Annotated in this window: 22 protein-coding genes; 16 read left to right on the forward strand and 6 right to left on the reverse strand. The window is 40.6% G+C overall.

Features of this window, described 5'->3' with window-relative positions; translation table 11 throughout:
* The first annotated feature begins 238 nt into the window (after positions 1-238).
* From A3GE_RS0106295 to rlmB, 8 genes are all read left to right on the forward strand, one after another.
* Positions 239-1,747, forward strand: a complete 1,509-nt coding sequence (locus A3GE_RS0106295) for a CoA-acylating methylmalonate-semialdehyde dehydrogenase (RefSeq protein WP_018356409.1) — start codon at positions 239-241, stop codon at positions 1,745-1,747.
* A 70-nt stretch (positions 1,748-1,817) separates the two neighbouring features.
* A complete protein-coding gene (locus tag A3GE_RS0106300) occupies positions 1,818-2,957 on the forward strand; it encodes a Gfo/Idh/MocA family protein (protein WP_018356410.1) in 1,140 nt (379 codons plus the stop codon).
* Positions 2,958-3,249: 292 nt separating this feature from the next.
* Entirely contained in the window at positions 3,250-4,188 is a 939-nt protein-coding gene (locus tag A3GE_RS0106305; RefSeq protein WP_018356411.1) for a substrate-binding domain-containing protein, read from the forward strand.
* Positions 4,189-4,269: 81 nt separating this feature from the next.
* Positions 4,270-5,202 carry a sugar ABC transporter substrate-binding protein gene (locus tag A3GE_RS0106310; RefSeq protein WP_018356412.1) on the forward strand — a complete coding sequence of 311 codons (933 nt, stop codon included), beginning with the start codon at positions 4,270-4,272 and terminating at the stop codon, positions 5,200-5,202.
* Positions 5,203-5,271: 69 nt separating this feature from the next.
* Positions 5,272-6,777: a sugar ABC transporter ATP-binding protein gene (locus A3GE_RS0106315; RefSeq protein WP_018356413.1), complete on the forward strand. Its 1,506-nt coding sequence runs from the start codon at positions 5,272-5,274 to the stop codon at positions 6,775-6,777.
* Between the two features lie 49 nt (positions 6,778-6,826).
* Complete coding sequence (locus tag A3GE_RS0106320) at positions 6,827-7,780, forward strand: ABC transporter permease (protein ID WP_018356414.1); 954 nt, start codon at positions 6,827-6,829, stop codon at positions 7,778-7,780.
* A gap of 124 nt (positions 7,781-7,904) precedes the next feature.
* Positions 7,905-10,238, forward strand: coding sequence for a ribonuclease R (rnr, locus tag A3GE_RS0106325; RefSeq protein WP_018356415.1), 2,334 nt, complete (start codon positions 7,905-7,907; stop codon positions 10,236-10,238).
* A 45-nt stretch (positions 10,239-10,283) separates the two neighbouring features.
* Positions 10,284-11,024, forward strand: a complete 741-nt coding sequence (gene rlmB / locus A3GE_RS0106330) for a 23S rRNA (guanosine(2251)-2'-O)-methyltransferase RlmB (protein ID WP_018356416.1) — start codon at positions 10,284-10,286, stop codon at positions 11,022-11,024.
* A 78-nt stretch (positions 11,025-11,102) separates the two neighbouring features.
* On the opposite strand, the gene brnQ is transcribed toward rlmB, so the two are convergent.
* Positions 11,103-12,401 (reverse strand): branched-chain amino acid transport system II carrier protein, encoded by a 1,299-nt coding sequence (gene brnQ, locus A3GE_RS0106335; RefSeq protein WP_018356417.1) that lies wholly within the window; start codon positions 12,399-12,401, stop codon positions 11,103-11,105.
* A gap of 233 nt (positions 12,402-12,634) precedes the next feature.
* Here brnQ and nhaA point away from each other — a divergent pair, with 233 nt between their 5' ends.
* The gene (nhaA, locus tag A3GE_RS0106340; protein ID WP_018356418.1) at positions 12,635-13,798 is read left to right on the forward strand and encodes a Na+/H+ antiporter NhaA; all 1,164 of its coding nucleotides are present in this window, start codon (positions 12,635-12,637) and stop codon (positions 13,796-13,798) included.
* 464 nt (positions 13,799-14,262) lie between these two features.
* Here nhaA and A3GE_RS0106345 read toward each other — a convergent pair whose 3' ends face one another.
* Positions 14,263-15,162, reverse strand: a complete 900-nt coding sequence (locus A3GE_RS0106345; protein ID WP_018356419.1) for a LysR family transcriptional regulator — start codon at positions 15,160-15,162, stop codon at positions 14,263-14,265.
* A 315-nt stretch (positions 15,163-15,477) separates the two neighbouring features.
* Between A3GE_RS0106345 and atoD the strand changes: the two genes are divergently transcribed.
* The 6 genes from atoD to A3GE_RS0106375 all read left to right on the forward strand — a co-directional run bounded on the left by atoD (position 15,478) and on the right by A3GE_RS0106375 (position 21,571).
* On the forward strand, positions 15,478-16,128 hold the full coding sequence (gene atoD / locus A3GE_RS0106350; protein WP_018356420.1) for an acetate CoA-transferase subunit alpha: 651 nt from the start codon (positions 15,478-15,480) through the stop codon (positions 16,126-16,128).
* Between the two features lie 11 nt (positions 16,129-16,139).
* On the forward strand, positions 16,140-16,814 hold the full coding sequence (locus tag A3GE_RS0106355; RefSeq protein WP_018356421.1) for a 3-oxoacid CoA-transferase subunit B: 675 nt from the start codon (positions 16,140-16,142) through the stop codon (positions 16,812-16,814).
* Positions 16,807-18,150, forward strand: coding sequence for a TIGR00366 family protein (locus A3GE_RS0106360; RefSeq protein WP_018356422.1), 1,344 nt, complete (start codon positions 16,807-16,809; stop codon positions 18,148-18,150). Before A3GE_RS0106355 ends, A3GE_RS0106360 begins: the two co-directional genes overlap by 8 nt.
* Before the next feature lie 17 nt (positions 18,151-18,167).
* Positions 18,168-19,349 (forward strand): acetyl-CoA C-acetyltransferase, encoded by a 1,182-nt coding sequence (locus A3GE_RS0106365; RefSeq protein ID WP_018356423.1) that lies wholly within the window; start codon positions 18,168-18,170, stop codon positions 19,347-19,349.
* Between the two features lie 32 nt (positions 19,350-19,381).
* The gene (locus A3GE_RS0106370; protein WP_018356424.1) at positions 19,382-20,143 is read left to right on the forward strand and encodes a 3-hydroxybutyrate dehydrogenase; all 762 of its coding nucleotides are present in this window, start codon (positions 19,382-19,384) and stop codon (positions 20,141-20,143) included.
* A 102-nt stretch (positions 20,144-20,245) separates the two neighbouring features.
* A complete protein-coding gene (locus A3GE_RS0106375) occupies positions 20,246-21,571 on the forward strand; it encodes a GntP family permease (RefSeq protein WP_018356425.1) in 1,326 nt (441 codons plus the stop codon).
* Positions 21,572-21,652: 81 nt separating this feature from the next.
* Here A3GE_RS0106375 and uvrA read toward each other — a convergent pair whose 3' ends face one another.
* Entirely contained in the window at positions 21,653-24,484 is a 2,832-nt protein-coding gene (gene uvrA, locus A3GE_RS0106380) for an excinuclease ABC subunit UvrA (RefSeq protein WP_018356426.1), read from the reverse strand.
* A 155-nt stretch (positions 24,485-24,639) separates the two neighbouring features.
* On the opposite strand from uvrA, the gene A3GE_RS0106385 reads away from it, so the two are divergent.
* Entirely contained in the window at positions 24,640-25,143 is a 504-nt protein-coding gene (locus tag A3GE_RS0106385) for a single-stranded DNA-binding protein (RefSeq protein WP_018356427.1), read from the forward strand.
* An 81-nt stretch (positions 25,144-25,224) separates the two neighbouring features.
* On the opposite strand, the gene A3GE_RS11835 is transcribed toward A3GE_RS0106385, so the two are convergent.
* From A3GE_RS11835 to A3GE_RS12205, 3 genes are all read right to left on the reverse strand, one after another.
* Positions 25,225-25,380, reverse strand: coding sequence for an RHS domain-containing protein (locus A3GE_RS11835; RefSeq protein WP_078060902.1), 156 nt, complete (start codon positions 25,378-25,380; stop codon positions 25,225-25,227).
* A gap of 66 nt (positions 25,381-25,446) precedes the next feature.
* Positions 25,447-26,040 (reverse strand): hypothetical protein, encoded by a 594-nt coding sequence (locus tag A3GE_RS0106390; protein ID WP_018356428.1) that lies wholly within the window; start codon positions 26,038-26,040, stop codon positions 25,447-25,449.
* A gap of 19 nt (positions 26,041-26,059) precedes the next feature.
* Entirely contained in the window at positions 26,060-26,515 is a 456-nt protein-coding gene (locus tag A3GE_RS12205) for a hypothetical protein (protein ID WP_018356429.1), read from the reverse strand.
* Between the last annotated feature and the right edge of the window lie 74 nt (positions 26,516-26,589).

Below are 26,589 nucleotides of genomic sequence, written 5' to 3' on the forward strand. Positions count from 1 at the left end.
CCTTTACTAGTAAGAGATAGGACGTTAGCTTTCCATCATACTCCATTTATTTATCTAATCTATGACGACTTTTCTAAAATTAGACATGGATCACAAAAATAAAACAAACATTTCATTTTAAGATAAGAATGATTGAAAAAGATATATTAATTTCATAAGCTATATTTGTTAAAGCTAATCACAATGTAAATCTTAACCTTACAAATATCTTATCTTAATACTATATAAGGAGCTCAAAATGGAAACTGTCTATAATTTTATTAATGGTAAACAAGTTCCAAGTAGAGGAACTGAAGCATATCCTATTTATAATCCCGCAACCGGCGAACAAATCCGCCAAGTCATAATGAGTACATCAGAAGATGTGTATGAAGCCATTGATGTAGCACAACGTGCTTTTGCGGAATGGTCTGCAACATCACCATTACGCCGCTCACGTATTATGTTCAAATTTAAAGAGTTATTACAGCGAGACTGGGATGTATTAGCTAAAATTATTGTTGAAGAGCATGGTAAAGTGTATTCTGATGCCTGTGGAGAACTCACTCGAGGTTTAGAAGTGGTTGAGTTTGCATGTGGAATTCCCCATTTACTTAAAGGCGAATTTTCTGAACAGGTAGGACGAGGAATTGATATCCATTCTTCACTGCAACCATTAGGGGTGGCAGTCGGCATTACACCATTTAACTTTCCTGCTATGGTCCCTATGTGGATGTTCCCGGTGGCAATTACTTGCGGTAATACCTTTATTTTAAAACCGGCAAAAGCGGATCCTTCACTCTCCATTAAATTAGCAGAATTATTAAAAGAAGCGGGTTTACCAGACGGAGTTTTCAATGTTGTTCATGGCGATCGCCAAGATAATGAAATTTTATTACGCGATCCAAGAGTACATGCTGTAAGTTTTGTCGGTTCTACACCTGCCGCAGCTCATGTCTATAAAATGGGAGCTGAGTTTGGTAAACGGGTGCAAGCTTTTGGTGCAGCGAAAAATCATGCTTTAATCATGCCGGATGCAGATATTGAATCAACGGCTAATGCATTATTAGGTGCCGCATTCGGTGCCGCTGGAGAGCGTTGTATGGCAATTTCTTTGGCTGTCACCATTGATGATGAAACCGCAGACAAATTAATAGCTACATTAAAACCTAAAGTTGAGGCCCTTCGCTATGGTCCGGGTATTCCCAAAGAAGGGGAAAAAGAAATGGATTTCGGACCGCTTATTAGCCAACAACATCTTAATAATGTTACTAATTACATTACAAAAGGCGTGGAGGAAGGTGCAACCCTGCTTGTGGACGGGCGTGGTAAAAAACCGGTTGGACATGAAAACGGCTTCTTTATTGGAGGCAGTTTGTTTGACAACGTTACCCCTGATATGGTGATTTATAAAGAAGAAATCTTTGGTCCTGTTCTTGGTATTGTTCGAGCGAAAAACTTTGAGCAAGCGATGAAATTAATTAACGAGCATCCTTACGGTAACGGTACGGCAATCTTTACCTCCAATGGCGGTGCCGCACGTGAGTTTGCCTATCACGTTCAAGCAGGTATGGTCGGCGTTAATGTTCCGATTCCAGTTCCGATGTCCTTTCATTGTTTTGGCGGTTGGAAACATTCAGCCTACACAACATTAAATATTTACGGACCTGATGGCGTGCGTTTCTACACGAAAATGAAAACAGTCACAACCCGCTGGCCGAGTAAATATGTGATTGAAAATGCTGCATTCAGTATGCCAACATTATAAATGTTTAGAGAGATAGCTAAAACCAAAGGCTATCTCTCTTATTTTTATACGTACAATAAAGGAGAGCATAATGAAACAGATAAGAACCGGTTTGATTGGTACAGGATATATTGGACGTTGTCATGCAATTGCCTATTCACAAGTAGCAACGGTTTTCCCGCTTAAAGCAGAACTAGTATTAGATTATTTAGCAGAAATTACACCGGAATTGGCAGAACAAAAAGCCAGAGAATTTGGTTTTAAGCGCGCCACAGGAAATTGGCGCGATATAGTCAACGATCCGAATATTGATGTAATTGATATTTGTACGCCGAACTTTCTTCACAAGGAAATTGCATTAGCGGCTATCGCAAACGGCAAACACGTTTACTCAGAAAAACCTCTTGCATTAACTGCCGCAGATGCCAAGTTAATGTATCAAGCGGCAAAAAAAGCCAGTGTTAAAACCTTGGTCGGGTTTAACTATATCAAAAATCCAACCACCCAATTAGCAAGGGAAATCATTACAAAAGGTGAAATAGGTGAGGTTATCCACTTCTACGGTACACATAATGAAGATTATCTTGCCAATGAAAATACACCGTTAGATTGGCACTGTATAAAAGAAAAAGCCGGTTTAGGCTCATTAGGCGATCTTGCCGCACACATTGTACGAATGTCCCAATATTTGCTGGGACAAGAGATCATCTCTGTTATCGGTGATATGCAAACTGTCATTCAAACACGACCGAATCCTAACAATCTCCAAGAGCGTTTAGCCGTAGAAAATGAAGATCAGGCAACGGCATTAGTCCGCTTTGGTAACGGGTGTATGGGGACGATTGAGACCTCCCGTATTGCTTGCGGGCGTAAAATGGGACTAAGTTATGTCATTACCGGCACTAAAGGCTCTATTATCTATACACAAGAAAGAATGGCTGAATTAAAACTCTATTTGCACGATGAAAACCCCGCCAGACAAGGATTTAAAACTATTTTAACCGGACCGCTTCATCCTGATTATAAGAATTTTTGTGTCAGTGCGGGCCACGGAATTGGGTTTAATGATCAAAAAACAGTGGAAATAAGGGATTTAATCAACGGAATTTCTGAAAATTCGACCGCACTTTATCCTGATTTTGAAGAAGGTTATAAAGTATCAAGAATCTTGGATGCTATCGCGTTATCTTGTGAACAAAAACGCTGGGTTAATGTGGAAGAAATCGAGTAACAAAGATTTCTCAAGATCTCATAAATAGGTGCTTGTAAAGCACCTATTTTTACATCGAAAAATGAATTAAATATTTCACTATTTTAAATTAAAACTTTTAACACTAAAACAAGATCTAGTTCACATTTTTGAAATTTGACCATTGCAGAGCATATAAACTAAATGATATATATACAACAAATTATTTATTCCAATTTTAAATTTAGCGAAATTTATATTTCTTAAATATTCTAGTAGGATAGCCGTATTTCTATTCTTTTTGTTATCCATTAACTAAAAAAGGAGTAATCTCATGAAAAAAACACTATTGGCATTATTATTTGGTAGTGCTTTATTAACCTCCCAAGCGACCATGGCTAAAAATATAGTCATTGGCGCACCAATGGTTGCCTTCTCCGACAAATGGCAAACCTATCTTCAAGATGCGGTTCGTGAGTTTGATAAAGCTCATGATGATGTCGAAATTAAACTTGCCGATGCTAACGGCGATCCGGCGCGTTTGTTAAATGATGCAGAAACCTTTATTGATCAAAAAGTTGATGCATTACTTGTTGTTCCAACGGATCCGAATATTGTCAAAGTAATCGGAAGAAAAGCCAAACGAGCCGGCATTCCTCTCATTGTGATTAATCGTAAACCTTTAGATGAAGATATGCAGTATGTCACCAGTTACGTCGGCTCCGATGAAATTGAAGGTGGACGCATTCAAGCAAACTTTATTGTAAATACATTAGATGGTAAACCTGCCGAAGCCGCTATTTTAATGGGGCCTTTAGGTCAAGATGCACAAATTAAGCGGACCCAAGGTAACAAAGAGATTTTTGCGCAAAATAAAAATATCAAGATCTTTACCGAGCAAGAAGGTAAGTGGGATAGAGCTAAAGGATTAGAAATTGCTGAAAACTTACTTGCGGTAAATAAAAACCTAAATGTCATTGTAAGTAATAATGATGAAATGGCAATAGGCGCCGTATTAGCGGGTAGAAAATTAGGGCTTAAAGACGAAGATTTAATTATTGTAGGTTTAGATGCCACACCGGATGCACTAGACTACCTTGGTAAAGGATTAGATGCAACCGTGTTCCAATCTGCTGCTGGTCAAGGTATGACCGGTGCGGAAATGGCATATCTGGCAGCTAAAGGCGAAAAAGTACCTTCTGTAAAATGGGTTCCTTTTGAACTTGTCACACCGGATAAAAAAGAGGAATACCAAGCAAAATATAAAAAATAGTGTTTCAATCAACCCTAATGGAAAGGACCACATTGTCCTTTCCACTTACTCACTAAGGTATCTCAAACGAAGGAATAAGCTATGTTAAAAAAGATATACATCTTAGTTCTTGGTCTTTTTTTCACTCCTCTCATTCTTGCTAAATCCGTTGTGGCTGGCGTTTCAATATATAGCCTTGCCGATAAATACCCGACTTATTTACAGGATTCAATGAATAAATTTGTGTATTCACAAGCTAATCTTAAATTTAAATATGCTGATGCCAATGGCGATCCGGCAAAAATGCTAAATGATATAGAAAATTTTATTGATTCCAAGGTGGATGCATTAATCGTGATGCCAACAGATCAGAAAATTGTAAAAGCTATCGGATTAAAAGCAAAGAAAGCTAAAGTTCCTTTAATTGTCGTTACTGTAAAACCAAATGAAGAAGATATGCAATATGTAGCAAGTTACGTAGGGTCTGAGGAAATTAAAAGTGGAGAAATGCAAAGTGAATTTATTATTAATTCACTAAATGGAAAACCGGCTAAAGCAATGATTTTATTAGGTCCATTGGGGTTGGAAGCTCAAATTAAACGCACAGAAGGTAATAAAAAGATTTTTGCTCAATATCCTGAAATTAAAGTGGTCGCGGAACAAGAAGCAAAATGGGATCGCTCAAAGGGTATGGAAGTAACAGAAAATTTACTTTCGGCACATCGCGATATTAATGTGATTCTTAGCAATAATGACGAAATGGCAATCGGGGCATTGCTTGCAGCAAAGAAATTAGGTTTCAAAGATAAAGATCTGCTCATTGTAGGAATTGATGCAACACCGGATGCACTGAGTTATTTAGGTAAAGGTCTTGATGCTACCGTTTATCAATCAGCCTCTGAACAGGGGCGATTGAGTGCCGAGATGGCATACAAAGCCGCATTAGGTGAAAAAATTCCAAAATATAACTGGATTCCTTTTGAATTGGTGACACCTGATATGAAAGAAAAATATATCAATAAATATAAGGAGTAAATTGACCGCACTTTCTCACCATAATGACGATTTTTAATATTCATTCTTAACCGATTTAAGGAGTTAAAAATGGCTAATAATTCAAACTCCCCATATATTTTAGAAATGAGAAACGTATCAAAAACATTTCCGGGGGTGAAAGCACTTGACGGTATCAATCTTCGTGTTAGACGCGGAAGCATCCATGCATTAATGGGAGAAAATGGTGCCGGAAAATCTACTTTGATGAAAATACTATACGGAATCTATATCCCCGATGAGGGAGGAGAAATAATTTTAGACGAAAAACCCTTTAAACCAAACCGCCCGATTGATGCTATTCGTTGTGGCTTGACGATGGTTCCACAGGAAATTTCTCCGGCAGCCAATTTAACTATTGCGGATAATTTTTACTTAGGACGTGAAATCACACAAGGTAAGTTTTTTCTCGATCAAAAGACAATGAATAAACAAACCTCGGCTATTTTAAAAGATTTAGGCGTACCAATGGATGTTACAACTAAAATGTCTGATGTGTCGGTAGCAAAAGCACAATTGGTAGCCATCGCGACTGCCGTTTCCAACGATGCAAAAGTCATCATTATGGACGAACCCACCACCGCATTAACGGAAAATGAAGTTGAACAGCTTTATCGAATCATTGAAACAGTCAAAGCGAGGGGAATTGCGATTATTTTTATTTCCCATAAGTTAGACGAAGTTTTCCGTGTATCCGATGAAATTACGGTCATTCGTGACGGTCAATATGTGGATACCAAACCAACTAAAGAAGTCAGTAAAGAACAACTCATTTCTATGATGGTCGGGCGCGATATGTCCGAAATGTTTCAACGTGAACGTTTTGAACTTTCAGATGAAATTGCACTTGAAATAAAAAATTTCACTCGTGCAGGATATTACCAAGATATTAATTTCTCCGTACGTAAAGGCGAAATTTTTGGTATCGCCGGATTAGTCGGTGCCGGGCGTTCTGAGATCGTGGAGGGATTATTCGGTTATAAGCCGGCGGATAGCGGCGAAATTTATATTAAAGGTGAAAAGACTATTATTCATAATCCGCTTGATGCCATGAAGTATAAAATCGGCTTTGTAACGGAAGATAGAAAACTAACCGGACTGTTTTTGAACCTAAGCATTACTGACAATATGATTATGCCGAAAATGTCCCCCTATCTTGAGAACCTCCTAGTGTCAGTGACAAGAGCTCAAAAAACAGCCAATGAACAAAAAATAAAATTAAAAATTAAAGCACCCAATGTTCAGGTCATGACTAATAATCTTTCCGGTGGGAATCAGCAAAAAGTATTACTTGCCCGATGGTTGTTGTTAGAACCGGACATCCTTATCCTAGACGAACCGACAAAAGGGATTGATGTAGGCGCAAAAGCAGAATTGTATAAACTGATGGTAGAGCTATCAAAACAAGGAAAAACCATCATTATGATTACTTCGGATATGTTGGAACTTTTATCAATGAGCGATCGAGTAATGGTAATGCACGAGGGGCGTCAAGTAGGCATTATTCCTCACACGGAGCTAACACAAGAACGGGTTCTTGAATTGGCTTCAGGTTAGTTATTTTATTCAGCACGAGCAGCTTTTAATTAAAAATGAGAGGTTTACTATGGAAAACGTGACATTGAAGAAAATGATCAATGCTTATGGGATGGTCTTAATTTTAATTCTTCTCTTTTTGGGATTATCAATTTCAATTGATGGTTTTTTCTCAGCAAGAACAGTATGGAGTATTATTGAACAGGTCTCTATGTTCGGCATTATCGCCATTGGGGTAACATTTATCATCATTACCACCGGTATTGATTTATCATCTGGTTCAGTCGTGGCTTTAACTGCGGTAGTATCAGCTTCGGTGGTCACAGGGGGAGATACCGTTTCAGCAGCGTTACTCGCTTTTGCCGTCTCTATTCTAATTGGTGCCGGATTGGGATTAATTAACGGAGGACTTACGGCAATGGGTGGCATTCCGCCATTTATCTCCACATTAGGAATGATGATTATTGCACGCGGAGCGGCGCAACTTTATTCTGACGGTCGTCCGATTGACGCCTCTTCCGAAGCCTTTACTTGGATTGCCGATGTCAATATTTTAGGACTACCGGGATTGGTACTACTATATATTTTAATTGTTATCATCAGCCACATTTTACTCAGCCGTTCGACATTCGGTCGCCATGTTTATGCGGTAGGCGGAAACTTAAATGCCGCAAAAATTTGCGGAATTAATACAAATCGTACCTTAATCTGGGTTTATATTCTTGGTGGTGCATTATCCGGTCTGGCAGGTGCATTGCTCGCATCCCGTACTTATGCGGGTAACCCTTCTTATGGATTAGCTTGGGAACTTGATGCTATTGCCGCAGCTGTTATCGGTGGCGTTTCCCTAAGCGGCGGTTTCGGCACAATTCCCATGTGCGTGATCGGCGCATTAATTATTGGCACAACCAATAAAGGATTAAATATGCTCGGCGTTGATCCATATTGGCAACAAATTGTAAAAGGTGCAATTATTGTTATTGCCGTATTACTTGATACATTAAAACGTCGCAAAAAAGGTTAATCAAATAGATAAGCGGATTTTGAATCCGCTTCTTCTTTATATTTTTCACCTAATTATCCTATTCCCTTGCATTCTCCCCTTTACAGTGTCAAACTCTCCTCAATTTTTAAAACTGTAAAACATAATGACAAAAAGAAAATATCAAGATCCCCATTACCAACAAGAATTAGCGAAGTACGGTAATCCTATCCCAAGTCGGGAGCTTATTTTAAGTGTGATTCGCGAAAATAATGCACCAATGAATCGGGAAGAAATTTTGACCGCACTTTCCATTCGTAATGAGGAAAAAATGGAGGCAATGAGACGCCGTTTACGTGCTATGGAAAATGATGGACAGCTAGTGTTCACTAAACGTAAACGCTATGCCCTGCCGGAAAAATTAGATCTTGTTAAGGGGCTAGTGATCGGTCATCAAGAAGGCTACGGCTTTTTACAAGTCGAGGGCAAAAAAGAGGATTTATTCATTCCCAATCATCAGATGCAACGAGTTATGCACGGTGATTTTGTATTGGCACAACCGACAAATTTAGATCACCGTGGACGCCGTGAAGTACGTATTGTACGAGTATTGGAAAGCCGCAAAAAACAAATTGTCGGTCGCTTTTTCTTGGAAAATGGCTTTGGTTATGTTGTGCCTGACGACAACCGTATCGGGCGTGATATTCTTGTACCAAACGAACACCGCAACGGCGCACGTATGGGGCAAGTGGTTGTGGTGGAATTGCAACAACGCTCCGCTGCTTTCAATCAGCCAATAGGGGTTATCACAGAAATTTTGGGCGATAGCATGGCGAAAGGGATGGAAGTCGAAATTGCCTTACGCAATCACGACATCCCCCACCAATTCCCAAGTGCGGTGGAAAAATATGTTAAAAAATTCACTGAGGAAGTCCCTGAAGACGCAAAGAAAGGTCGTGTGGATTTGCGTGATTTACCGCTCGTCACCATTGACGGTGAAGATGCACGGGATTTTGATGATGCAGTGTATTGCGAAAAACAGAGCAAAGGTTGGAAACTTTGGGTAGCGATTGCGGATGTCAGTTATTACGTACGTTTGCATTCAGCCCTAGATAACGAAGCCCATAATCGGGGGAATTCGGTGTATTTTCCAAATCGAGTCGTGCCGATGCTACCGGAAATTTTATCTAACGGCTTGTGTTCGCTCAATCCGCAAGTGGATCGTCTATGTATGGTGTGCGAAATGCACATTTCTGCCAAAGGCAAACTCACCAGTTATCGTTTTTATGAAGCAGTGATGAATTCCCACGCACGTTTGACCTACACCAAAGTGGCGAAAATTTTGGAAGGTGATAGGGAACTTCGTGAACGTTATTACGCGCTCGTCCCTCATTTAGAGGAACTTTATCATCTTTATCAGGCATTACTTTCCGGCCGTCATCAACGTGGTGCCATTGATTTTGAAACCATTGAAAGCAAATTTATCTTTAATGCCATGGGGCGCATTGAACGAATTGAGCCTGTGATCCGCAACGATGCCCATAAAATCATTGAAGAATGTATGATTCTTGCCAATATCGCTGCCGCTAATTTTATGGAAAAACATAATGAACCGGCCCTGTATCGTATTCACGCTACGCCAAGTGAAGAAAAACTCACATCATTCCGCGCCTTTCTTAGCGAGTTTGGTTTAACCTTGGAAGGAGGACTAAAACCGACCACGAAAGATTACGCCGAACTGTTAGAAAAAGTCAAAGCTCGACCGGATCACGAGCTGATTCAAACTATGCTACTCCGCTCTTTAAGCCAAGCAGTGTACAATGCGGACAATATCGGACATTTTGGTTTAGCATTAGAACAATACGCCCATTTTACTTCGCCTATTCGCCGTTATCCTGATTTAACGCTTCACCGAGGTATTAAATATCTGCTTGCTAAAGAACAAGGTGTAAAACGTAAAACTACCGACAGCGGCGGTTATCATTATTCTTTTGATGAGATGGATCTACTTGGCGATCATTGCTCTATGACCGAACGTCGAGCAGATGATGCCACCCGTGAAGTGGCGGATTGGCTGAAATCTGAATATATGCAAGATCACGTTGGCAATGAATTTAATGGCGTGATTTCTTCTGTGACCGGTTTTGGTCTGTTTGTACGTTTAGACGACTTATTCATTGATGGCTTAGTGCATATCTCAACCTTAGAAAATGATTACTATCAATTTGATGCCACAAGACAGCGCCTAATCGGTGAAAACAGTGGAATGCAATATCGTTTAGGCGATAAAGTGCAGATTCGTGTTGAAGCGGTTCATCTAGAACAAAAAATGATCGACTTTTCACTTATCGGTAGTGAACGCAAACCTCGTCGAGCAGGAAAAACGGCAAAAGAGAGAGAAAAGAAAATCTTTAAAGAACTACCGCCCAAAGCCACGAAAAAGCGTAAAAGTGCGGTTAAAAATACAAAAGTTTTTCAAAAAAAGACAAAACGGAAATAAGAGGATGACAGCATTCATCCTAAAATCAAAAAATAGAGAAAAATTATGTCAGAACAGATTTATGGTATTCACGCCGTCAATAGCATTTTAGCCCATACGCCGGAGCGTTTAATTGAGGTATTTGTATTAAAAGGACGTGAAGATAAACGCTTACAGCCTTTGCTTAATGAACTCCACGCAATGGGTATCAGTGTACAATTTGTCAATCGCCAAACCTTAGATAAAAAGGCAAACGGTGAAGTACATCAAGGGGTTATTGCACGCGTACAGGCCGCAAAAGAGCTTAATGAAAATGATCTTGATGCAATTCTTACCGGCAAACAAAATCCACTTTTATTGATACTTGATGGGGTAACCGATCCCCATAATCTTGGAGCTTGTTTACGTACCGCAGATGCGGCAGGGGTAACGGCAGTCATTGTACCAAAAGATAAGTCCGCACAACTCACCTCAGCGGCACGCAAAGTCGCCTGTGGTGCTGCGGAAACCGTGCCTCTCATTCGTGTCACTAATCTTTCCCGCACCCTGCGTGATTTACAACAAAATCACAATATTTGGATAGTAGGCACTGCCGGTGAAGCGACAGAAACCCTTTATCAAAGCAAATTGACCGGTGCACTGGCTCTCGTGATGGGTGCAGAGGGAGAAGGAATGCGCCGTTTAACCCGTGAGCATTGCGATCAATTAATTAGTATTCCAATGGCAGGATCTGTCTCATCGTTGAATGTTTCGGTCGCAACCGGCGTATGTTTATTTGAAATCGTGCGTCAACGGTTCAGTACATAAATATCTAAAAAAGCGACCGCACTTTATAAAAAAATACCGAGTATCTTAGACTCGGTATTTTTTACTGTTCATATATTTTTAAACTTTTTTTCGTCCTAATAATAACGATAAAGCCAAGGCAACAAATGCCGGAATCAACCATGCCATACCATCGGAATAAAGCGGTAAATGACTCAGTAAATTCTCAAGGGTTTGTGGTAGTAAATCAACATTTTTCAAACTATCACAAGCACTAAAGAATACCGTAACCAATAAAGTGAAGTAATAACTGAATTTAATATTCGGCAATTTACTACGGACAATTTGCAGTAATACCAACATTATCGCTACCGGATAAATCAGCAACAATGCAGGAATAGTAATTCTCAATAATTCCGTTAAACCTGTTTGAGCAACCGTTGTGGTTACAATCGTAAATACAACGACCCAAAACGGGTAAGATAAACGGACATGAAATTTAGAGAAATAATCCGCACACGCACTGGTCACCCCCACAAGTGTGGTCATATTCGCCAGAATAATAATGCCCGACATAATCCAAGTCCCGGTAAAGCCAAATAAAGCATTAACATAACGGGAGAAAATTTGCCCGCCGTTGGTTGCACCGTCCGCCACTTGTGCACTGGTTGCCCCCAGATAGAACAATGAAAAATACAGCATTGCCAATAAAAGCACGGAAATCAATCCTGCAGAAATCGTATATTTCATGACTTTTTGTGGAGAGGTAACATCCCGTACTGCTAAGGCTCGTGCAACAATCCCACCAAAGGCAATAGCCGCCAGCACGTCCATAGTTTGATAGCCACTGATTAAACCGGATGTAATTGCAGGATTTGTGGCATAAGCCTTGCTTGGTTCAACAATGTCAGAAAGTGGGGAGATAATGACATTCACGGCAACAACAACTAATAATACAAGCAATGCCGGTGTCATAAATTTCCCTACTGTCGAAATAATTGTATTCGGACGCAACATAAACAGCATACCGACAATATTAAAAATAAGGGAAAAAATAAAATGTGCGTGACTGCTGTCATCCACGATATTCAGCGGTAACCATGCCATTTCATAGGCAACATTGGTCACACGCGGCATTGCGAATAATGAACCAATCACTAAATATAAGGTGATTAAAAATATTACCTCAGCCCATTTTGGCAAATCGCGGGTAAGTTCTTCCCCTCTCCCAAGCATAGCCACAATAACCAAAGTAATGAATGGCATGAATACACCGGTCAATACAAAACCCAAAGATGCCGTTGCCCAATGCGTGCCTGCTGTAAACCCTTCCATTGGCGGAAAAATAACATTTCCAGCGCCTAAAAAAAGCGCAAAAATCATCATTCCTAAAATAATAATATCTTTACGAGTAAACATAGTATTCTCAATTAATAAAAAGGAGTTCATTCTACTATAAAGTACCCGATAACCCTAATCTTCAAATAAAAAAATGTGAGCTCGATCATTCTGTTAATATCAACGCAAAAACAACCATAGAAACCACCGCACTTTCATACCGATATTTTCCGCAGATAAATAAAAATATGGTAGTATCCAAGCTTCTTTGAGTTTTTATTGTAGTTATTTTTTTATTTTTGGGAGATCTTTTAATGTTGCAATTGATACAACAATTTTTCAAACTCGAATCATCTAGCGGAATTTTATTACTCTTTGCCGCTCTTATCGCCATTTTGTTTGCCAACTCACCGTTAGGTACCATTTACAATGATTTTTTACATTTACCGGTGAGTGTTCAAGTTGGGACTTTCGCTATTGGCAAAACCTTACTCCATTGGATTAATGATGGCTTTATGGCAGTCTTTTTCGTTTTAGTAGGGTTAGAGGTAAAGCGTGAATTGTTAGAAGGGTCTCTTTCCAGCTATCAAAAAGCTATTTTCCCTGCTTTCGCCGCAGTCGGCGGAATGGTCATTCCGGCATTAGTCTATGTCTTTATTGCCTATCAAGATCCTACGCTTGCCAATGGCTGGGCAATTCCAATGGCAACGGATATTGCTTTTGCCCTTGGAATTATGGCACTTTTAAGCAAACAAGTGCCACTACCGTTAAAAGTTTTTTTGCTGGCACTTGCCATCATTGATGATTTAGGCGCTATTGTCGTCATTGCGTTGTTCTTCTCCCACGGACTAAGTATTCAAGCACTTATCTTCGCTGCTATTGCGATTATGTTACTCATCATACTCAATCGTTTTAAAGTAACCGCACTTTGTGCCTATATGGTAGTTGGCATAATTTTATGGGCATCCGTATTAAAATCCGGCGTACATGCCACACTAGCGGGCGTCATTATCGGTTTTTGTATCCCACTGAAGGGAGAAAAAGGTGAAACACCATTAGAGGATTTTGAGCATTTACTTGCACCTTGGACTTCATTCCTTATTTTACCTTTATTTGCTTTTGCTAATGCCGGAGTAAGTTTTGAAGGGTTAGATTTCTCTATGCTGACATCGCCATTGTTACTCGCCATTGCCCTAGGATTGATTATCGGCAAACCGCTTGGCGTATTTGGTTTCAGTTATCTTTCCGTTAAGTTGGGAATTGCCAAGTTACCGGAAGATATTAATTTTAAACAAATTTTTTCTGTTGCTATTTTGTGTGGTATCGGTTTTACCATGTCCATGTTCCTCGCAAGCCTTGCTTTTGATGAGAATACCGGAGAAAGTGTCAATACCCTATCCCGTTTAGGCATCTTGCTCGGCTCAACATTTTCCGCTATTGTGGGGTATATTTTCTTAAAACAAACCACAAAAGCATAATATTACACTAAAAAGTGCGGTTAATATTGACCGCACTTTTTTTAATTTCACTATTTTGGCTCGGCACAGAAGTTTCACCTTCTGATTATTTGACTTATATTCCCATTTGGGCAAGTCTGATTTTGTTGGGGCTAAACGGCTTGATAAAAAACAGAGATAAAAATAACCGCACTTTAGCCTACAAGATCTATAAATAAGTCATTCTCTTGCGAATAAAGTGCGGTCACAAAAAACAACGTTTTTGAACATTGGCTTTGCCCACCCCCTCAATAGGGGAACGAACGAGCTAGAGAGTTTATGAAAGCCTTTTCAAAAATTAGTTTTAAGAATCGCTGTATGCTAACCTTCCACTTCCTAGTGTGTCTGTCGAAATGATTTGTCCGCCGTAGCTTCTACCTTCCGGAGCTAGATTCAATCCACAATCCAATTGGCAGTTTTGACCGTGCTTTCACTTTACATCTTCATTATTTGACTTTAAATAATTTTAATAACAAGTCAAAAATATAATTCTCAACTGTTGAATAATTATTTTTCTTTAACCGACAGAGCGTAACCCGCCATAAAATCGGTTCATTAATTTTACGGCATACAAATTCTGGTGATTGATATTGCTCAGCGATTGGATAAGGTAATATCGTTAATAAATCCGAATTTAATTTAACCGCATTTAGCATAAAGTCCCAAGAACCGGATTCAATAATAATCTTTGGATAAATATTATAGCGTTCAAAACGTTCTTTTAATTGATGGGCTATCATAAAATTCTTATCAAAAATTGCCATTTTTTGTTTATTTAAATCTTCCCATTCAATCTTTTCTTTTTTTGCTAACGGATGATTTGGAGATAGAAAAAGTGCCAGCTCAGAATGATGAATAGCAAAAGAATCAATAATATTTTTAGATATTCCTTCAGGATAAAGCAGAACCGCGAGATCGACCTGTTCTAGTAATAATTCACTTTTTAATGCAAACGCACCTTGTTCTTTCACTGTAATGTTAATTGCAGGATTATTTAATATAAGTGAAGGAATAACATCGGAAAATACGACGGATAAGATTAAGGGAGGAATGCCAATAGTAATATTACCGACTATCTTTGTATGTTCATTATGTAAATTACGGTGCATTTCATTATGTTTAGTAATCAGTGCTTTTGCATCGTGATAATAATTCTCGCCGATGTAAGTTAGCCCCATTATTTTTCCATTTGATCGTTTAAATAATTGAATTTCCTCTTTATGTTCAAAGTCAGAAATCATCATACTAAGGGTCGGCTGAGAAATGTATAAATTTTGAGCCGTCTTGCTTAAATTAAAGTTATTTTCAACAATAGCAACAAAGTAGCGTAAATGGCGAATATCCATCTTTCTGTTCTCCGTAAAACTTATAGGCAATATAAGTGACTTTTCTATTTTCGTATAAATTAAATTTATATAGTTCTAAAAAATCTGTATTTCTCCTCCTAAATTCATTCTGATATTCTGCTTTTTAAGCTTGGTAAATAACAGGAAAATACATTCTCGTAACGAAATTTTTTGCCATTTTATACCTGAAGTTAGGCATATTTCCAGTATTTATGCCATTCATTAAATAAAAATTTATGATGTTCGTTTTATTTTAAACGAAAGGCGTTTTTATTATAAAAATTTTTGATTGGAAACGTTAATTTGGAGAAAACTATGTCAAAAATTATTCCTATCACTGAATTAAAGAAACATTTCTTTGACGGTATGACGTTAATGTCAGGCGGTTTTATGGGGGTGGGTACGCCTGAGAAAATCGTTCAAGCTATTTTGGCAGCGGAGGTTAAAAATATTCAGCTGATTTGCAGCGATACCGCACAGGTTCACAATGGTGTCGGTCCATTAATTGTGCATGATCGGGTTAAAAAGGTTTTTGCTTCTCATATTGGTACTAATCCGGAAACGGGGAAAAAAATGATTTCCGGTGAAATTGAGGTTGAGTTAATCCCTCAGGGAACCTTTGCAGAACGGGTGAGAGCCGGTGGCGCAGGGTTAGGCGGATTTTTAACGCCTACCGGCGTCGGTACAGTGGTAGAAGAGGGTAAACAAAAAATTGATCTTGACGGCACGACTTATTTATTAGAACGCCCACTCAAAGCGGATATTGCCATTCTTAAAGCGGATATTGCCGACGAAGACGGTAATTTGATTTATAACGGGGCCGCTCGCAATTTTAATCCGCTGATGGCTCTGGCGGCGAAAACCGTCATTGTTGAAGCTGACCAAATCGTCAAGGCAGGAACACTCGATCCAAATCAAATTATGACTCCTGCAATGTTGGTTGATTACCTTGTTTCTAGTCATTAAAGGAGAACATTATGAACGCAAAAGAATTAATTGCCCGCCGTATCGCAATGGAACTTAAAGATGGTGATATCGTTAATTTGGGAATAGGCTTACCGACTTTAGTCGCCAATTATCTACCCGATAATGTCGATATTACCTTGCAATCCGAGAATGGTTTTTTAGGGCTAACCGCTCACGATCCACAAAACGATAATCCGAATGTAGTGAATGCCGGCGGTCAGTCTTGTGGAATTAAAGCCGGCGGGGCATTTTTTGACAGTGCATTTTCATTCGCACTCATTCGAGGCGGACACGTTGATGCTTGTGTACTCGGTGGATTAGAAGTCGATCAACAGGCAAATTTAGCTAATTGGATGGTGCCGGGCAAAATGGTGCCGGGAATGGGCGGTGCAATGGATTTAGTTACCGGGGCAAAAAAAGTCATTATAGGTATGGAGCATTGTGCTAAATCCGGTAGTTCAAAAATCCTCAAGCAGTGTAGTTTACCTCTGACAGCAGTAAAAAAAGTCAAAATGATTGTTACCGAGTTAGCCGTATTTGAATTTGAACAAGATAAACTCATTTTAAAAGAACATGCACCGAATGTGGATTTAACGACAATTCGAGCAAAAACAGAGGCAGATTTTATCGTTGCCGATGATTTCAAACCGATGGTAATTAGCCAAAAAGGATTGTCCCATGATTAACCGCATTTCCCGTGGTATGACAACGTTTGTCAGTCGATATATGCCAGAACCGCTTGTATTAGCGGTTTTGCTGAGTATCGTTATCTTTTTTTGTGCATGGGGATTTACCGAGCACACTCCTATTCAATTAGTCAATATGTGGGGAGACGGCTTTTGGAATTTGCTCTCATTTAGTATGCAAATGGCAATGGTGGTTGTAACAGGAAATGCGCTTGCCTCTGCCCCACAAATCCGGCGTTTTCTTGGTATTACCGCTTCTATCGCCCAAACGCCTTCTCAAGGAGTTATGCTGGTTACTTTTATGAGTGCTCTTGCTTGTATGATTAACTGGGGATTTGGTTTAGTTGTAGGAGCGATGTTTGCTAAAGAAGTTGCCAGACGTATTCAAGGAAGCGATTATGCTCTCCTCATCGCCTGTGCCTATATCGGCTTTATGACGTGGGGAGGCGGATTTTCCGGCTCAATGCCCCTACAAGCCGCCACACCGAATAATCCTATTGCCCACCTCATTAGTTCAGAAAACAATCCTCTAGGCATAGTGCCTGTTAACCAAACCTTATTTACCGGCTATAACATTTTTATCGTTCTGATGTTGTTAACTTGCCTACCTTTTATTACCAAAATGATGAACCCAAAAGGTAATGAAGTACGCACTGTCGATCCCGCATTATTACAACCTGATCCCGATTTTACGAAAAGATTAGATCAAAATGCCACATTTGCCGAAAAAATTGAAGAGAGCCGGCTATTAGCTTATCTCATTGCAGGTACAGGTTTTGGTTATTTAGCAATCACTTTTTATCAAAATGGATTTAGTCTAACCATTAATACGGTCAACCTTATTTTCTTGATGGCCGGGATTTTATTACACGGTTCTCCGGCAGCCTATGTTAGAGCAATTACTAATGCCGCACGTAGTACCGCAGGTATTTTAATTCAATTCCCGTTTTATGCCGGTATGCAACTGATGATGGAACATTCCGGGTTAGGCGGAATGATTACCGAGTTTTTTGTCAATATCTCCAATAAAGAGACGTTTCCGCTTTTAACTTTCTTTAGCTCTGCCCTCGTCAATTTTGCCGTACCGTCCGGTGGCGGACATTGGGTAGTACAAGGACCATTCGTCATTCCTGCCGCCCTTTCCCTTGAAGCCGATTTAGGTAAATCGGTAATGGCGATTGCTTATGGCGATATGTGGGCAAATATGGCACAGCCGTTCTGGGCATTGCCGGCACTTGGCATAGCTGGACTCGGGGTAAGAGATATTATGGGCTACTGTATGACAGCCCTTATTTTCACCACGCCAATTTTTGTCATCGGACTCTATTTCTTATAAATCAACAGGAGAAAATAATGGAAAATATTGTAATTGTCAGTGCTGCCAGAACAGCAATCGGTCGCTTTGGTGGCGGATTAGCGAATACAAGTGCGGTCGATTTAGGGGCTATTGTGATTGATGAAGTGCTAAAACGTGCTGCTCTTAATGCTTCTGAGGTAGATGAAGTCATTATGGGCAATGTTTTACAAGCCGGTTTAGGACAAAATCCTGCCCGCCAAGCGGCACTTAAAGCAGGAATTGGTGAAGATGTTTCATCTTTTACGATCAATAAAGTATGTGGTTCCGGTTTAAAAGCAGTTGTCCTTGGCGCACAAGCAATTGCAGTGGGTGATGCCGATATTATTGTCACAGGCGGAATGGAAAATATGAGCCAAGCTCCCTATGTACTGGATAGTAAAGTTCGCTTTGGTGCCAAAATGGGCAATTTAACCCTAAGAGATACAATGGTAGAAGACGGTTTAACCTGTGCGATTAACCATTACCATATGGGGATAACCGCAGAAAATATCGCTCAGCAATATCAACTTAGCCGAGAAGAGCAGGATCAATTTGCGCTTCGCTCACAAACTTTAGCAAAACAAGCGATCGAATCCGGTGCTTTTTCTGCAGAGATCGTACCGGTGAACGTGAAAACCCGTAGAGGAGAAAGCTTGTTTAACCAAGATGAACATCCGACTTTTGATACGACTGCCGAAACACTAGCCAAATTGCGCCCGGCATTTATCAAAGACGGAACCGTCACTGCCGGTAACGCCTCCGGTTTAAACGATGGTGCGGCTGCATTACTGTTAATGAGCGAAAGCAAAGCCAAATCGCTCGGTTTAACGCCGTTAGCCCGTATTCGCAGCTACGCCGCCGCAGGTAATGACCCAAAAGTAATGGGATTAGGTCCAATCCCTGCGGTTCAAAAAGCCTTAGCCAAAGCGGACTTAACGCTTGAACAAATTGATTTAATCGAAGCCAACGAAGCCTTTGCCGCTCAAGCCCTAGGCGTTGCAAAATCGCTGCAACTGGATCTCACTAAAACCAATGTAAACGGTGGTGCAATCGCACTTGGTCATCCGATTGGCGCAAGCGGTGCGAGAATTTTAGTCACCCTACTTTACGGCTTGCAAGCAAGAAACAAGACATTGGGCTTAGCCACCTTGTGTATTGGTGGTGGGCAAGGTATTGCAATGATTGTTGAGCGCCTTTAAACCCTTAACCTTTATTTAAACAGGAGCTATCTATGTTAAGTAACAAAACGGCCATTGTAACCGGTGCAGCAAGCGGTATCGGTTTAGCGATCAGCCAAAGCCTCACACAAGCGGGAGCAAATGTTGTGATGGTTGATATTAACCAACCCCTTTTAGCACAACAAGCCCAAACCTTACAAGCCGCATCTATTTCGGCGGATCTTTCTAAACGAGTGGAATGTAAAGCGGTTGTAGATTATGCGGTTGAGCAGTTTGGCGGGGTGGATATCCTCGTGAATGTTGCCGGAATTCAAACCGTCTCACCGATTGTGGATTTTCCCGAAGATCGCTGGGATTTTATGATGAATGTGATGCTAACTGCCCCTTTCTTACTCACCAAATATAGTTGGCCTTATATGCAAAAGAAAGGTTGGGGACGGGTGATTAACTTAAATTCTATTCACGGTTTGGTCGCTTCGGAGTTTAAAGCCGCCTATGTTTCCGCCAAACACGGCTTATCCGGATTTACTAAAACAGCCGCCTTGGAGGGAGGACCTTATGGTATTACGGTTAATTCTATTTGCCCGGCCTATGTACGAACTCCGCTAGTCGATAAGCAAATCGCCGATCAAGCAAAACACCACCACATTTCCGAACAAGAAGTCATTAGTCAGATTATGTTGCAAAAAGCAGCGGTAAAACGGCTAATTGAACCGACTGAAATTGGAGAATTCGTGAAGTTCCTCTGTTCAGATGCTGCGGCCTCCATTTCCGGTGCCAGTTTACCGATTGATGGCGGCTGGACAGCCGGCTAACCCCATACACGCACCGTTACAAGCGGTGCGTTGGCCCTACTTTTTTGCAACCACGAACGGGAGTATTCAACGTTCAATATAAAAAGAAAATAAGGAGAACTTATGCTCAGTTTAATCGGTATTTTTGTCGGATTAGTTTTACTGATGTTTTTAGCCTTTAGAGGGTATTCAATTGTGTGGATTGCCCCTTTATGTGCCGCCATAGTGGCATTCACCGGTGGGCTTGATATTTTAGATGCCTATTTAGGCAGCTATATGAACGGCTTAGTCGGTTTTGTCAAAGCGTGGTTTCCGGCATTTTTATTAAGTGCCATATTTGGTAATTTAATGGACGTAACCGGTGGAGCAAAATCTATCGCCGTTTGGCTAACCAAAGTAATGGGATCAAAAAGTGCTATAGCCTCTATTGTGTTGGGTTGTGCATTATTAACCTATGGTGGTGTGAGTTTATTCGTGGTTGTTTTTGCGGTTTATCCGCTGGCTTTAGCGGTATTTAAAGAGGCAAACATTGGCCGCCGCTTAATTCCCGGTACGATTGCCTGCGGTGCATTTACCTTTACGATGACGGCATTACCCGGCTCACCACAAATTCAGAACCTTATCCCAACCCAATATTTCGGCACAGATGCAATGGCTGCCCCGATAATGGGCTTAACCGCATCTGCCGTGCTATTCTTTGGTGGCGTCGCCTACCTTGAATATCGTCGCAAAAAATATGCCGATAACGGCGAGTATTTTGTTGAACCTGAAAATTCGATTGTAGCGGAACAGCAAGAGCAGCTACCCAACCCATTACTCGCCATTTTGCCCTTAGTAAGCGTTATTGTTGTACTAAATTTTATACCGCCACTGATCGGGCTAAACAATGGCGATCCCAAAAATATTGTACTGGCATTATTAGCCGGCATTGGGCTCGTTGTTTTACTTAATCTGAAACAACGCAGTCGCTTTATCCCAGCGATCGGTAAAGGCGCAAATGGTGCGGTCGGTGCGATTATCAATACCGCAGCGGCTGTCGGATTTGGCAGTGTCGTCAGAATGGCACCGGGCTTCGAACATTTAACTGCGATGATCTTAAACATTCCGGGCAGCCCATTAATTTCCTTATCCGTTGCCGTCAATATTTTAGCCGGCGCAACCGGATCTGCCTCCGGCGGAATGGGTATTGCGTTAGAAGCCTTAGGTGAAAAATACTTAGCGATTGCCAAACAAGCCAGTATTTCCCCCGAGGCTTTTCACCGTATCGCCTCATTATCTTCCGGCGGTTTGGATACCATGCCTCATAATGGCGCAGTATTAACCTTACTGAGTAATACGGGGATGACTCATAGAGACTCTTATCTTGAGATTGCCATAACGTCGTTTATTATGCCGATAGTTGCCACAATCATTGTTATCTTATTATTTAGTTTATTTGGCATTTACTAGGAAAAACACTCAATAAATTGACCGCACTCTCTGCCTCAACAGAGCCTAAAGTGCGGTCGATTTTTATCAAGTTTTCTCCCATTAACCTTTCTCTAATATAGGTTTCAAGAATCTCGCTGTATGCGAACCTTCTATTTTCGCTACATCTTCCGGTGTGCCTGTCGCAATAATTTGTCCGCCACCACTGCCCCCTTCCGGACCAAGATCCACAATCCAATCGGCGGTTTTGATCACATCTAGATTATGCTCAATCACCACAATGGTATTGCCTTGATCACGCAAGCGGTGAAGCACAGCAAGTAATTGTTTAATATCGGCAAAATGTAACCCCGTGGTCGGTTCATCCAAAATATAAAGGGTTTTCCCCGTATCACGTTTGGAAAGCTCAGTCGCCAATTTGACACGTTGAGCCTCCCCACCAGAAAGCGTCGTGGAGGATTGCCCTAAACGGATGTATGACAATCCCACATCTATTAAGGTTTGCAGTTTACGAGCAATCATCGGAATGGCATCAAAAAACTCACGCGCCTCTTCCACCGTCATATCCAAGACTTGATGAATGGTTTTGCCTTTATAGCGGATTTCTAAAGTTTCACGGTTATAACGTTTCCCTTTACATTGATCACAAGGAACATACACATCCGGTAAAAAGTGCATTTCCACTTTGATCACACCATCGCCTTGGCATGCCTCACAACGACCGCCACGTACGTTAAAACTAAAACGCCCCGGATTATAACCACGAGCCCGGGCTTCCGGCACACCGGCAAAAAGTTCACGGATAGGTGTGAATAAACCGGTATAAGTCGCAGGGTTAGAACGTGGTGTTCGCCCGATTGGACTTTGGTTAATATCGATGACTTTATCGAAATGCTCCAATCCTTCAATGGATTTATAAGGAGCATAATCGGTTTTATCTGCACGGTTTAAGGCATTTTGAGCAAGAGGGAATAAGGTATCGTTAACCAACGTGGATTTGCCCGAACCCGATACGCCTGTAATACAAGTGAATAAACCGACGGGAATATCTAAATTCACATTTTTTAAATTATTACCGGATGCGCCTTTAAGTTTTAACCATTTTTTCTTATCAAGTGCGGTCCGTTTTTTCGGAATTTCAATTTGTTCGGCTCTCGATAAAAATTTTCCTGTAATTGAATTCGGATTTGTCATAATAGCTTTCGCATCACCCTGTGCGATCACTTGTCCACCGTGAACACCCGCCCCCGGTCCGATATCAATAATATGATCGGCAGCACGGATCGCATCTTCATCATGTTCTACCACAATCACCGTGTTACCAAGATTGCGTAAATGAATCAGCGTGTTCAATAAACGTTCATTATCACGCTGATGCAAACCGATAGAAGGCTCGTCCAGCACGTACATCACGCCCACTAAGCCTGCTCCGATTTGGCTGGCAAGACGAATCCGTTGCGCCTCACCGCCCGAAAGAGTTTCGGCAGAACGGGAAAGAGAGAGGTAATTTAACCCTACATTCACCAAGAACTGTAAACGCTCACGAATTTCTTTCAGAATTTTCTCGGCAATTTGTGCTTTTTGCCCCGTTAATGAAAGTGCGGTAAAAAATTCGAGGGTTTCACCAATGCTTTTTTCAGAAATCATTGGTAAATTAGTCGGTCCGATATAAACATTCCGAGCTTCCGGACGCAAACGTGAACCGTCGCAATCGGCACAAGGACGATTGCTGATATTTTTTGCTAATTCTTCCCTCACCGACATAGACTCCGTTTCTTTATAACGGCGCGCCATATTGTTTAAAATACCTTCAAAAGGATGTTTCCGAATCACCACATCACCGCGATCATTCATATATTGAAATTCAATCTCTTCCTTGCCTGAACCGTGCATGATTATCTGCTGAATTTTTTTCGGCAAAGTTTCGTAAGGCACATCCACATCAAAATCATAATGTTTTGCAAGGGAAGTAAGCATTTGATGATAATAAAAATTTCGGCGATCCCAGCCTTTCACCGCTCCACCAGAAAGGGAAATACTCGGATTTTGTACCACACGCGTTTCATCAAAATATTGCTGAACGCCCAGACCATCACAAGTTGGACAAGCCCCCGCCGGATTGTTAAAAGAGAACAAACGGGGTTCTAATTCCGGTACGGAATAGCCACAATGCGGACAGGCAAAATTGGCAGAAAACACCAATTCTTCCGCTTTCGGATTATCCATATCCGCCACAATTACCGTACCGCCGGAAAGCTCCAATGCCGTTTCAAAAGATTCCGCTAAACGAGTGGCTAAATCCGACCGCACTTTGAAACGATCTACGACGACTTCAATAGTATGCTTTTTCTGTAATTCAAGTTTTGGCGGATCAGACAAATCACAAATCTCGCCATCAATTCGCGCACGAATATAACCTTGTGCCGCAATGTTTTCTAATATTTTAACGTGCTCCCCTTTACGATTTTTAACCACCGGTGCAAGCAACATCATTTTAGATTCTTCAGGTAAACTTAACACCTTGTCCACCATTTGACTGATGGTTTGAGCGGTAAGCGGTACATCGTGATTCGGGCAGCGAGGTTCACCTACTCGGGCAAAAAGGAGACGTAAATAATCGTAAATTTCCGTGATAGTTCCCACTGTGGAACGAGGGTTATGGGAGGTAGATTTTTGTTCGATAGAAATCGCCGGCGATAAACCTTCAATGGAATCCACATCCGGTTTTTCCATCAAAGATAAAAACTGACGGGCATAGGCGGAAAGAGACTCTACATAACGGCGTTGTCCCTCCGCATACAACGTATCAAATGCCAAAGAGGATTTGCCGGAACCGGAAAGACCGGTGATCACAATCAATTTATCGCGGGGAATGGTTAAGTTGATATTTTTTAGATTGTGGGTTCGCGCCCCACGAATGTCGATATTTTCCATAAATAATTCGTTCTGCTAATTATTTTTTCAATAATTGCGAGCATTATCGCACATTTCAATATCTGTGCAAATATCCAGTTAAATCTTATAGATCTTTTCCAAAATTTCAGGCAAAATAACTTCACTTTTTTAATACGAAAAATGAGGATTCTTCAATGGCAGGAGTAAATAAAGTTATTATTGTGGGTCATTTAGGTAATGACCCTGAAATTCGCATGATGCCAAATGGTGATGCCGTCGCTAATATTAGTGTCGCAACCAGTGAAAGTTGGAATGATCGTAATACCGGTGAACGTCGTGAAGTCACAGAATGGCATCGCATCGTGTTCTATCGTCGTCAAGCAGAAATTTGTGGCGAATATTTGCGTAAAGGTTCGCAAGTATATGTAGAAGGTCGCCTGCGTACCCGCAAATGGCAAGATCAAAACGGACAAGATCGCTACACTACAGAAATTCAAGGTGATGTGATGCAAATGTTAGGCGGTCGCAACCCAAATGCAGGTGGATACGGAGCACCGGATATGGGACAAAGCAGTCCGCAACCATCTTATCAAGCAAGCTCTAATAACAGTTATCAGTCATCCCGTCCAGCCCCACAACAAGCAAAACCACAGGCTGAACCGCCAATGGACGGTTTTGATGATGATATTCCGTTCTAGCACCCATATATTTTATAAATGTAAAATATAAGTCTTAATACTCAAGAGAATCCTTTTAAATAAAGGATTCTCTTTTTTACATTAATTTTGACCCCAAGCATCATAACGCCCCCGCCAAATCAGTTTACCATCACTGTCCGTCTCTCTCGGTATGCCGATTTGGTCACAGTGGAAGTAGTTAATCTCGTGCTCAATCCGGTTTCCCTGTCCGTCCGTGCGGGCAATACATTGTGCCAACGGCTCGTAGCTATTTGAATCTCGGTAAAGAGAGAAACACTAGCTATCGGGAGGTTGTCTTTAAAACTATTTGTTTAGTTTTTGGAAAGTATATTTATCACAATAAATAGCAACAGCCTCCCAATTTGTCGTAACTTCCTCATTATTAACAATGATCCTAACCTCTTTTTTGTTTTTCTCTAGATACTTATCACGTAGAACTTCTGTAGGCAGTAATCCAAATTGATTTAGATTATTTTGATTATGTATATATATTTCTTTATTGGGATCATCAATATCTAAAAATATCGGATAAATGCCCTCTATAATCGCACCATCTTGATTGTTATAAATATCCCACCCTAAGAAATATAAATCATTTAAACTTAATCGTTTATCCCAATCATCTTTATAAAATAAGGAAACTCTTTCCCGATACAAATTTGTTGTAGCGGTGAATATTAAATAACAATCATCCATTGACAACTTTTCTATTAGCCTCCTATCTTTTAAGATTAAATCATTTGTATAGTCAAGCTCTTGAAATTCCACATATGGTTTGATTTTTTCTATAAATTCATGACTATTCATATCCTCACATAAATATGAAGATATTATTTTTTGATTGCCTAATTTATATACTTCTTTATATATATCAAAATGATGTAAATATAGCTTCATATATTATTCACCTTATATATTAAGGGTAAGAAGGAGGATCTACTTTACCATTCAAATTAATTGCACCTGTTGGAATATAGTAAGTATGATGACCATACTCACGCATTACTTTTTTAGTGTGTTCCCAGCGACAAGAACAATCATTTGGGTTTTGGTTTATTGAAAATAATTTAAAATGAGGAATACCTTGCCCTCCATTATTTCGAGCTCCATCAACGCCTATTTGAACAGTTCTTGGACCAATATAACCTATAGTTCCTACTGGATAAGGTTTACAAGGCGGACACTTCTTCTTATCACATTTAGAGGTGTTTTCCGATTTAGCTTGTGTAGCAGACTGAGCCTTATCATGCTCTTCCTTCGCATCCATAATACCCGCTGCAATAAGAATGCCTGTTAAAGCTGTTCCTACATACGCCAATCCTTCCAAAATCCAAGGGACTGCCGGTGCAAGTGCCGGCGCAAATAATCCCAAGGGATCCGTTTGATTTCTGCACCGTTCCCTCAAACCGATACAAATTCATCCCACCTTTCAACCCTATCGGGTCC

Source organism: Rodentibacter pneumotropicus DSM 21403, assembly GCF_000379905.1.
Lineage (GTDB): Bacteria > Pseudomonadota > Gammaproteobacteria > Enterobacterales > Pasteurellaceae > Rodentibacter > Rodentibacter pneumotropicus.

Bases quoted from the DNA above. Each gene is read 5' to 3' on its own strand.
- A3GE_RS0106345 (WP_018356419.1), bottom strand. From the start codon at position 15,162: ATGGATATTCGCCATTTACGCTACTTTGTTGCTATTGTTGAAAATAAC.
- A3GE_RS0106300 (WP_018356410.1), top strand. From the start codon at position 1,818: ATGAAACAGATAAGAACCGGTTTGATTGGTACAGGATATATTGGACGT.
- A3GE_RS0106365 (WP_018356423.1), top strand. From the start codon at position 18,168: ATGGAAAATATTGTAATTGTCAGTGCTGCCAGAACAGCAATCGGTCGC.
- rlmB (WP_018356416.1), top strand. From the start codon at position 10,284: ATGTCAGAACAGATTTATGGTATTCACGCCGTCAATAGCATTTTAGCC.
- A3GE_RS0106305 (WP_018356411.1), top strand. From the start codon at position 3,250: ATGAAAAAAACACTATTGGCATTATTATTTGGTAGTGCTTTATTAACC.
- A3GE_RS0106375 (WP_018356425.1), top strand. From the start codon at position 20,246: ATGCTCAGTTTAATCGGTATTTTTGTCGGATTAGTTTTACTGATGTTT.
- A3GE_RS0106295 (WP_018356409.1), top strand. From the start codon at position 239: ATGGAAACTGTCTATAATTTTATTAATGGTAAACAAGTTCCAAGTAGA.
- A3GE_RS0106370 (WP_018356424.1), top strand. From the start codon at position 19,382: ATGTTAAGTAACAAAACGGCCATTGTAACCGGTGCAGCAAGCGGTATC.
- brnQ (WP_018356417.1), bottom strand. From the start codon at position 12,401: ATGTTTACTCGTAAAGATATTATTATTTTAGGAATGATGATTTTTGCG.
- A3GE_RS0106355 (WP_018356421.1), top strand. From the start codon at position 16,140: ATGAACGCAAAAGAATTAATTGCCCGCCGTATCGCAATGGAACTTAAA.
- A3GE_RS0106390 (WP_018356428.1), bottom strand. From the start codon at position 26,040: ATGAAGCTATATTTACATCATTTTGATATATATAAAGAAGTATATAAA.
- A3GE_RS0106315 (WP_018356413.1), top strand. From the start codon at position 5,272: ATGGCTAATAATTCAAACTCCCCATATATTTTAGAAATGAGAAACGTA.
- A3GE_RS0106310 (WP_018356412.1), top strand. From the start codon at position 4,270: ATGTTAAAAAAGATATACATCTTAGTTCTTGGTCTTTTTTTCACTCCT.
- atoD (WP_018356420.1), top strand. From the start codon at position 15,478: ATGTCAAAAATTATTCCTATCACTGAATTAAAGAAACATTTCTTTGAC.
- A3GE_RS0106385 (WP_018356427.1), top strand. From the start codon at position 24,640: ATGGCAGGAGTAAATAAAGTTATTATTGTGGGTCATTTAGGTAATGAC.
- A3GE_RS0106360 (WP_018356422.1), top strand. From the start codon at position 16,807: ATGATTAACCGCATTTCCCGTGGTATGACAACGTTTGTCAGTCGATAT.
- rnr (WP_018356415.1), top strand. From the start codon at position 7,905: ATGACAAAAAGAAAATATCAAGATCCCCATTACCAACAAGAATTAGCG.
- nhaA (WP_018356418.1), top strand. From the start codon at position 12,635: ATGTTGCAATTGATACAACAATTTTTCAAACTCGAATCATCTAGCGGA.
- uvrA (WP_018356426.1), bottom strand. From the start codon at position 24,484: ATGGAAAATATCGACATTCGTGGGGCGCGAACCCACAATCTAAAAAAT.
- A3GE_RS0106320 (WP_018356414.1), top strand. From the start codon at position 6,827: ATGGAAAACGTGACATTGAAGAAAATGATCAATGCTTATGGGATGGTC.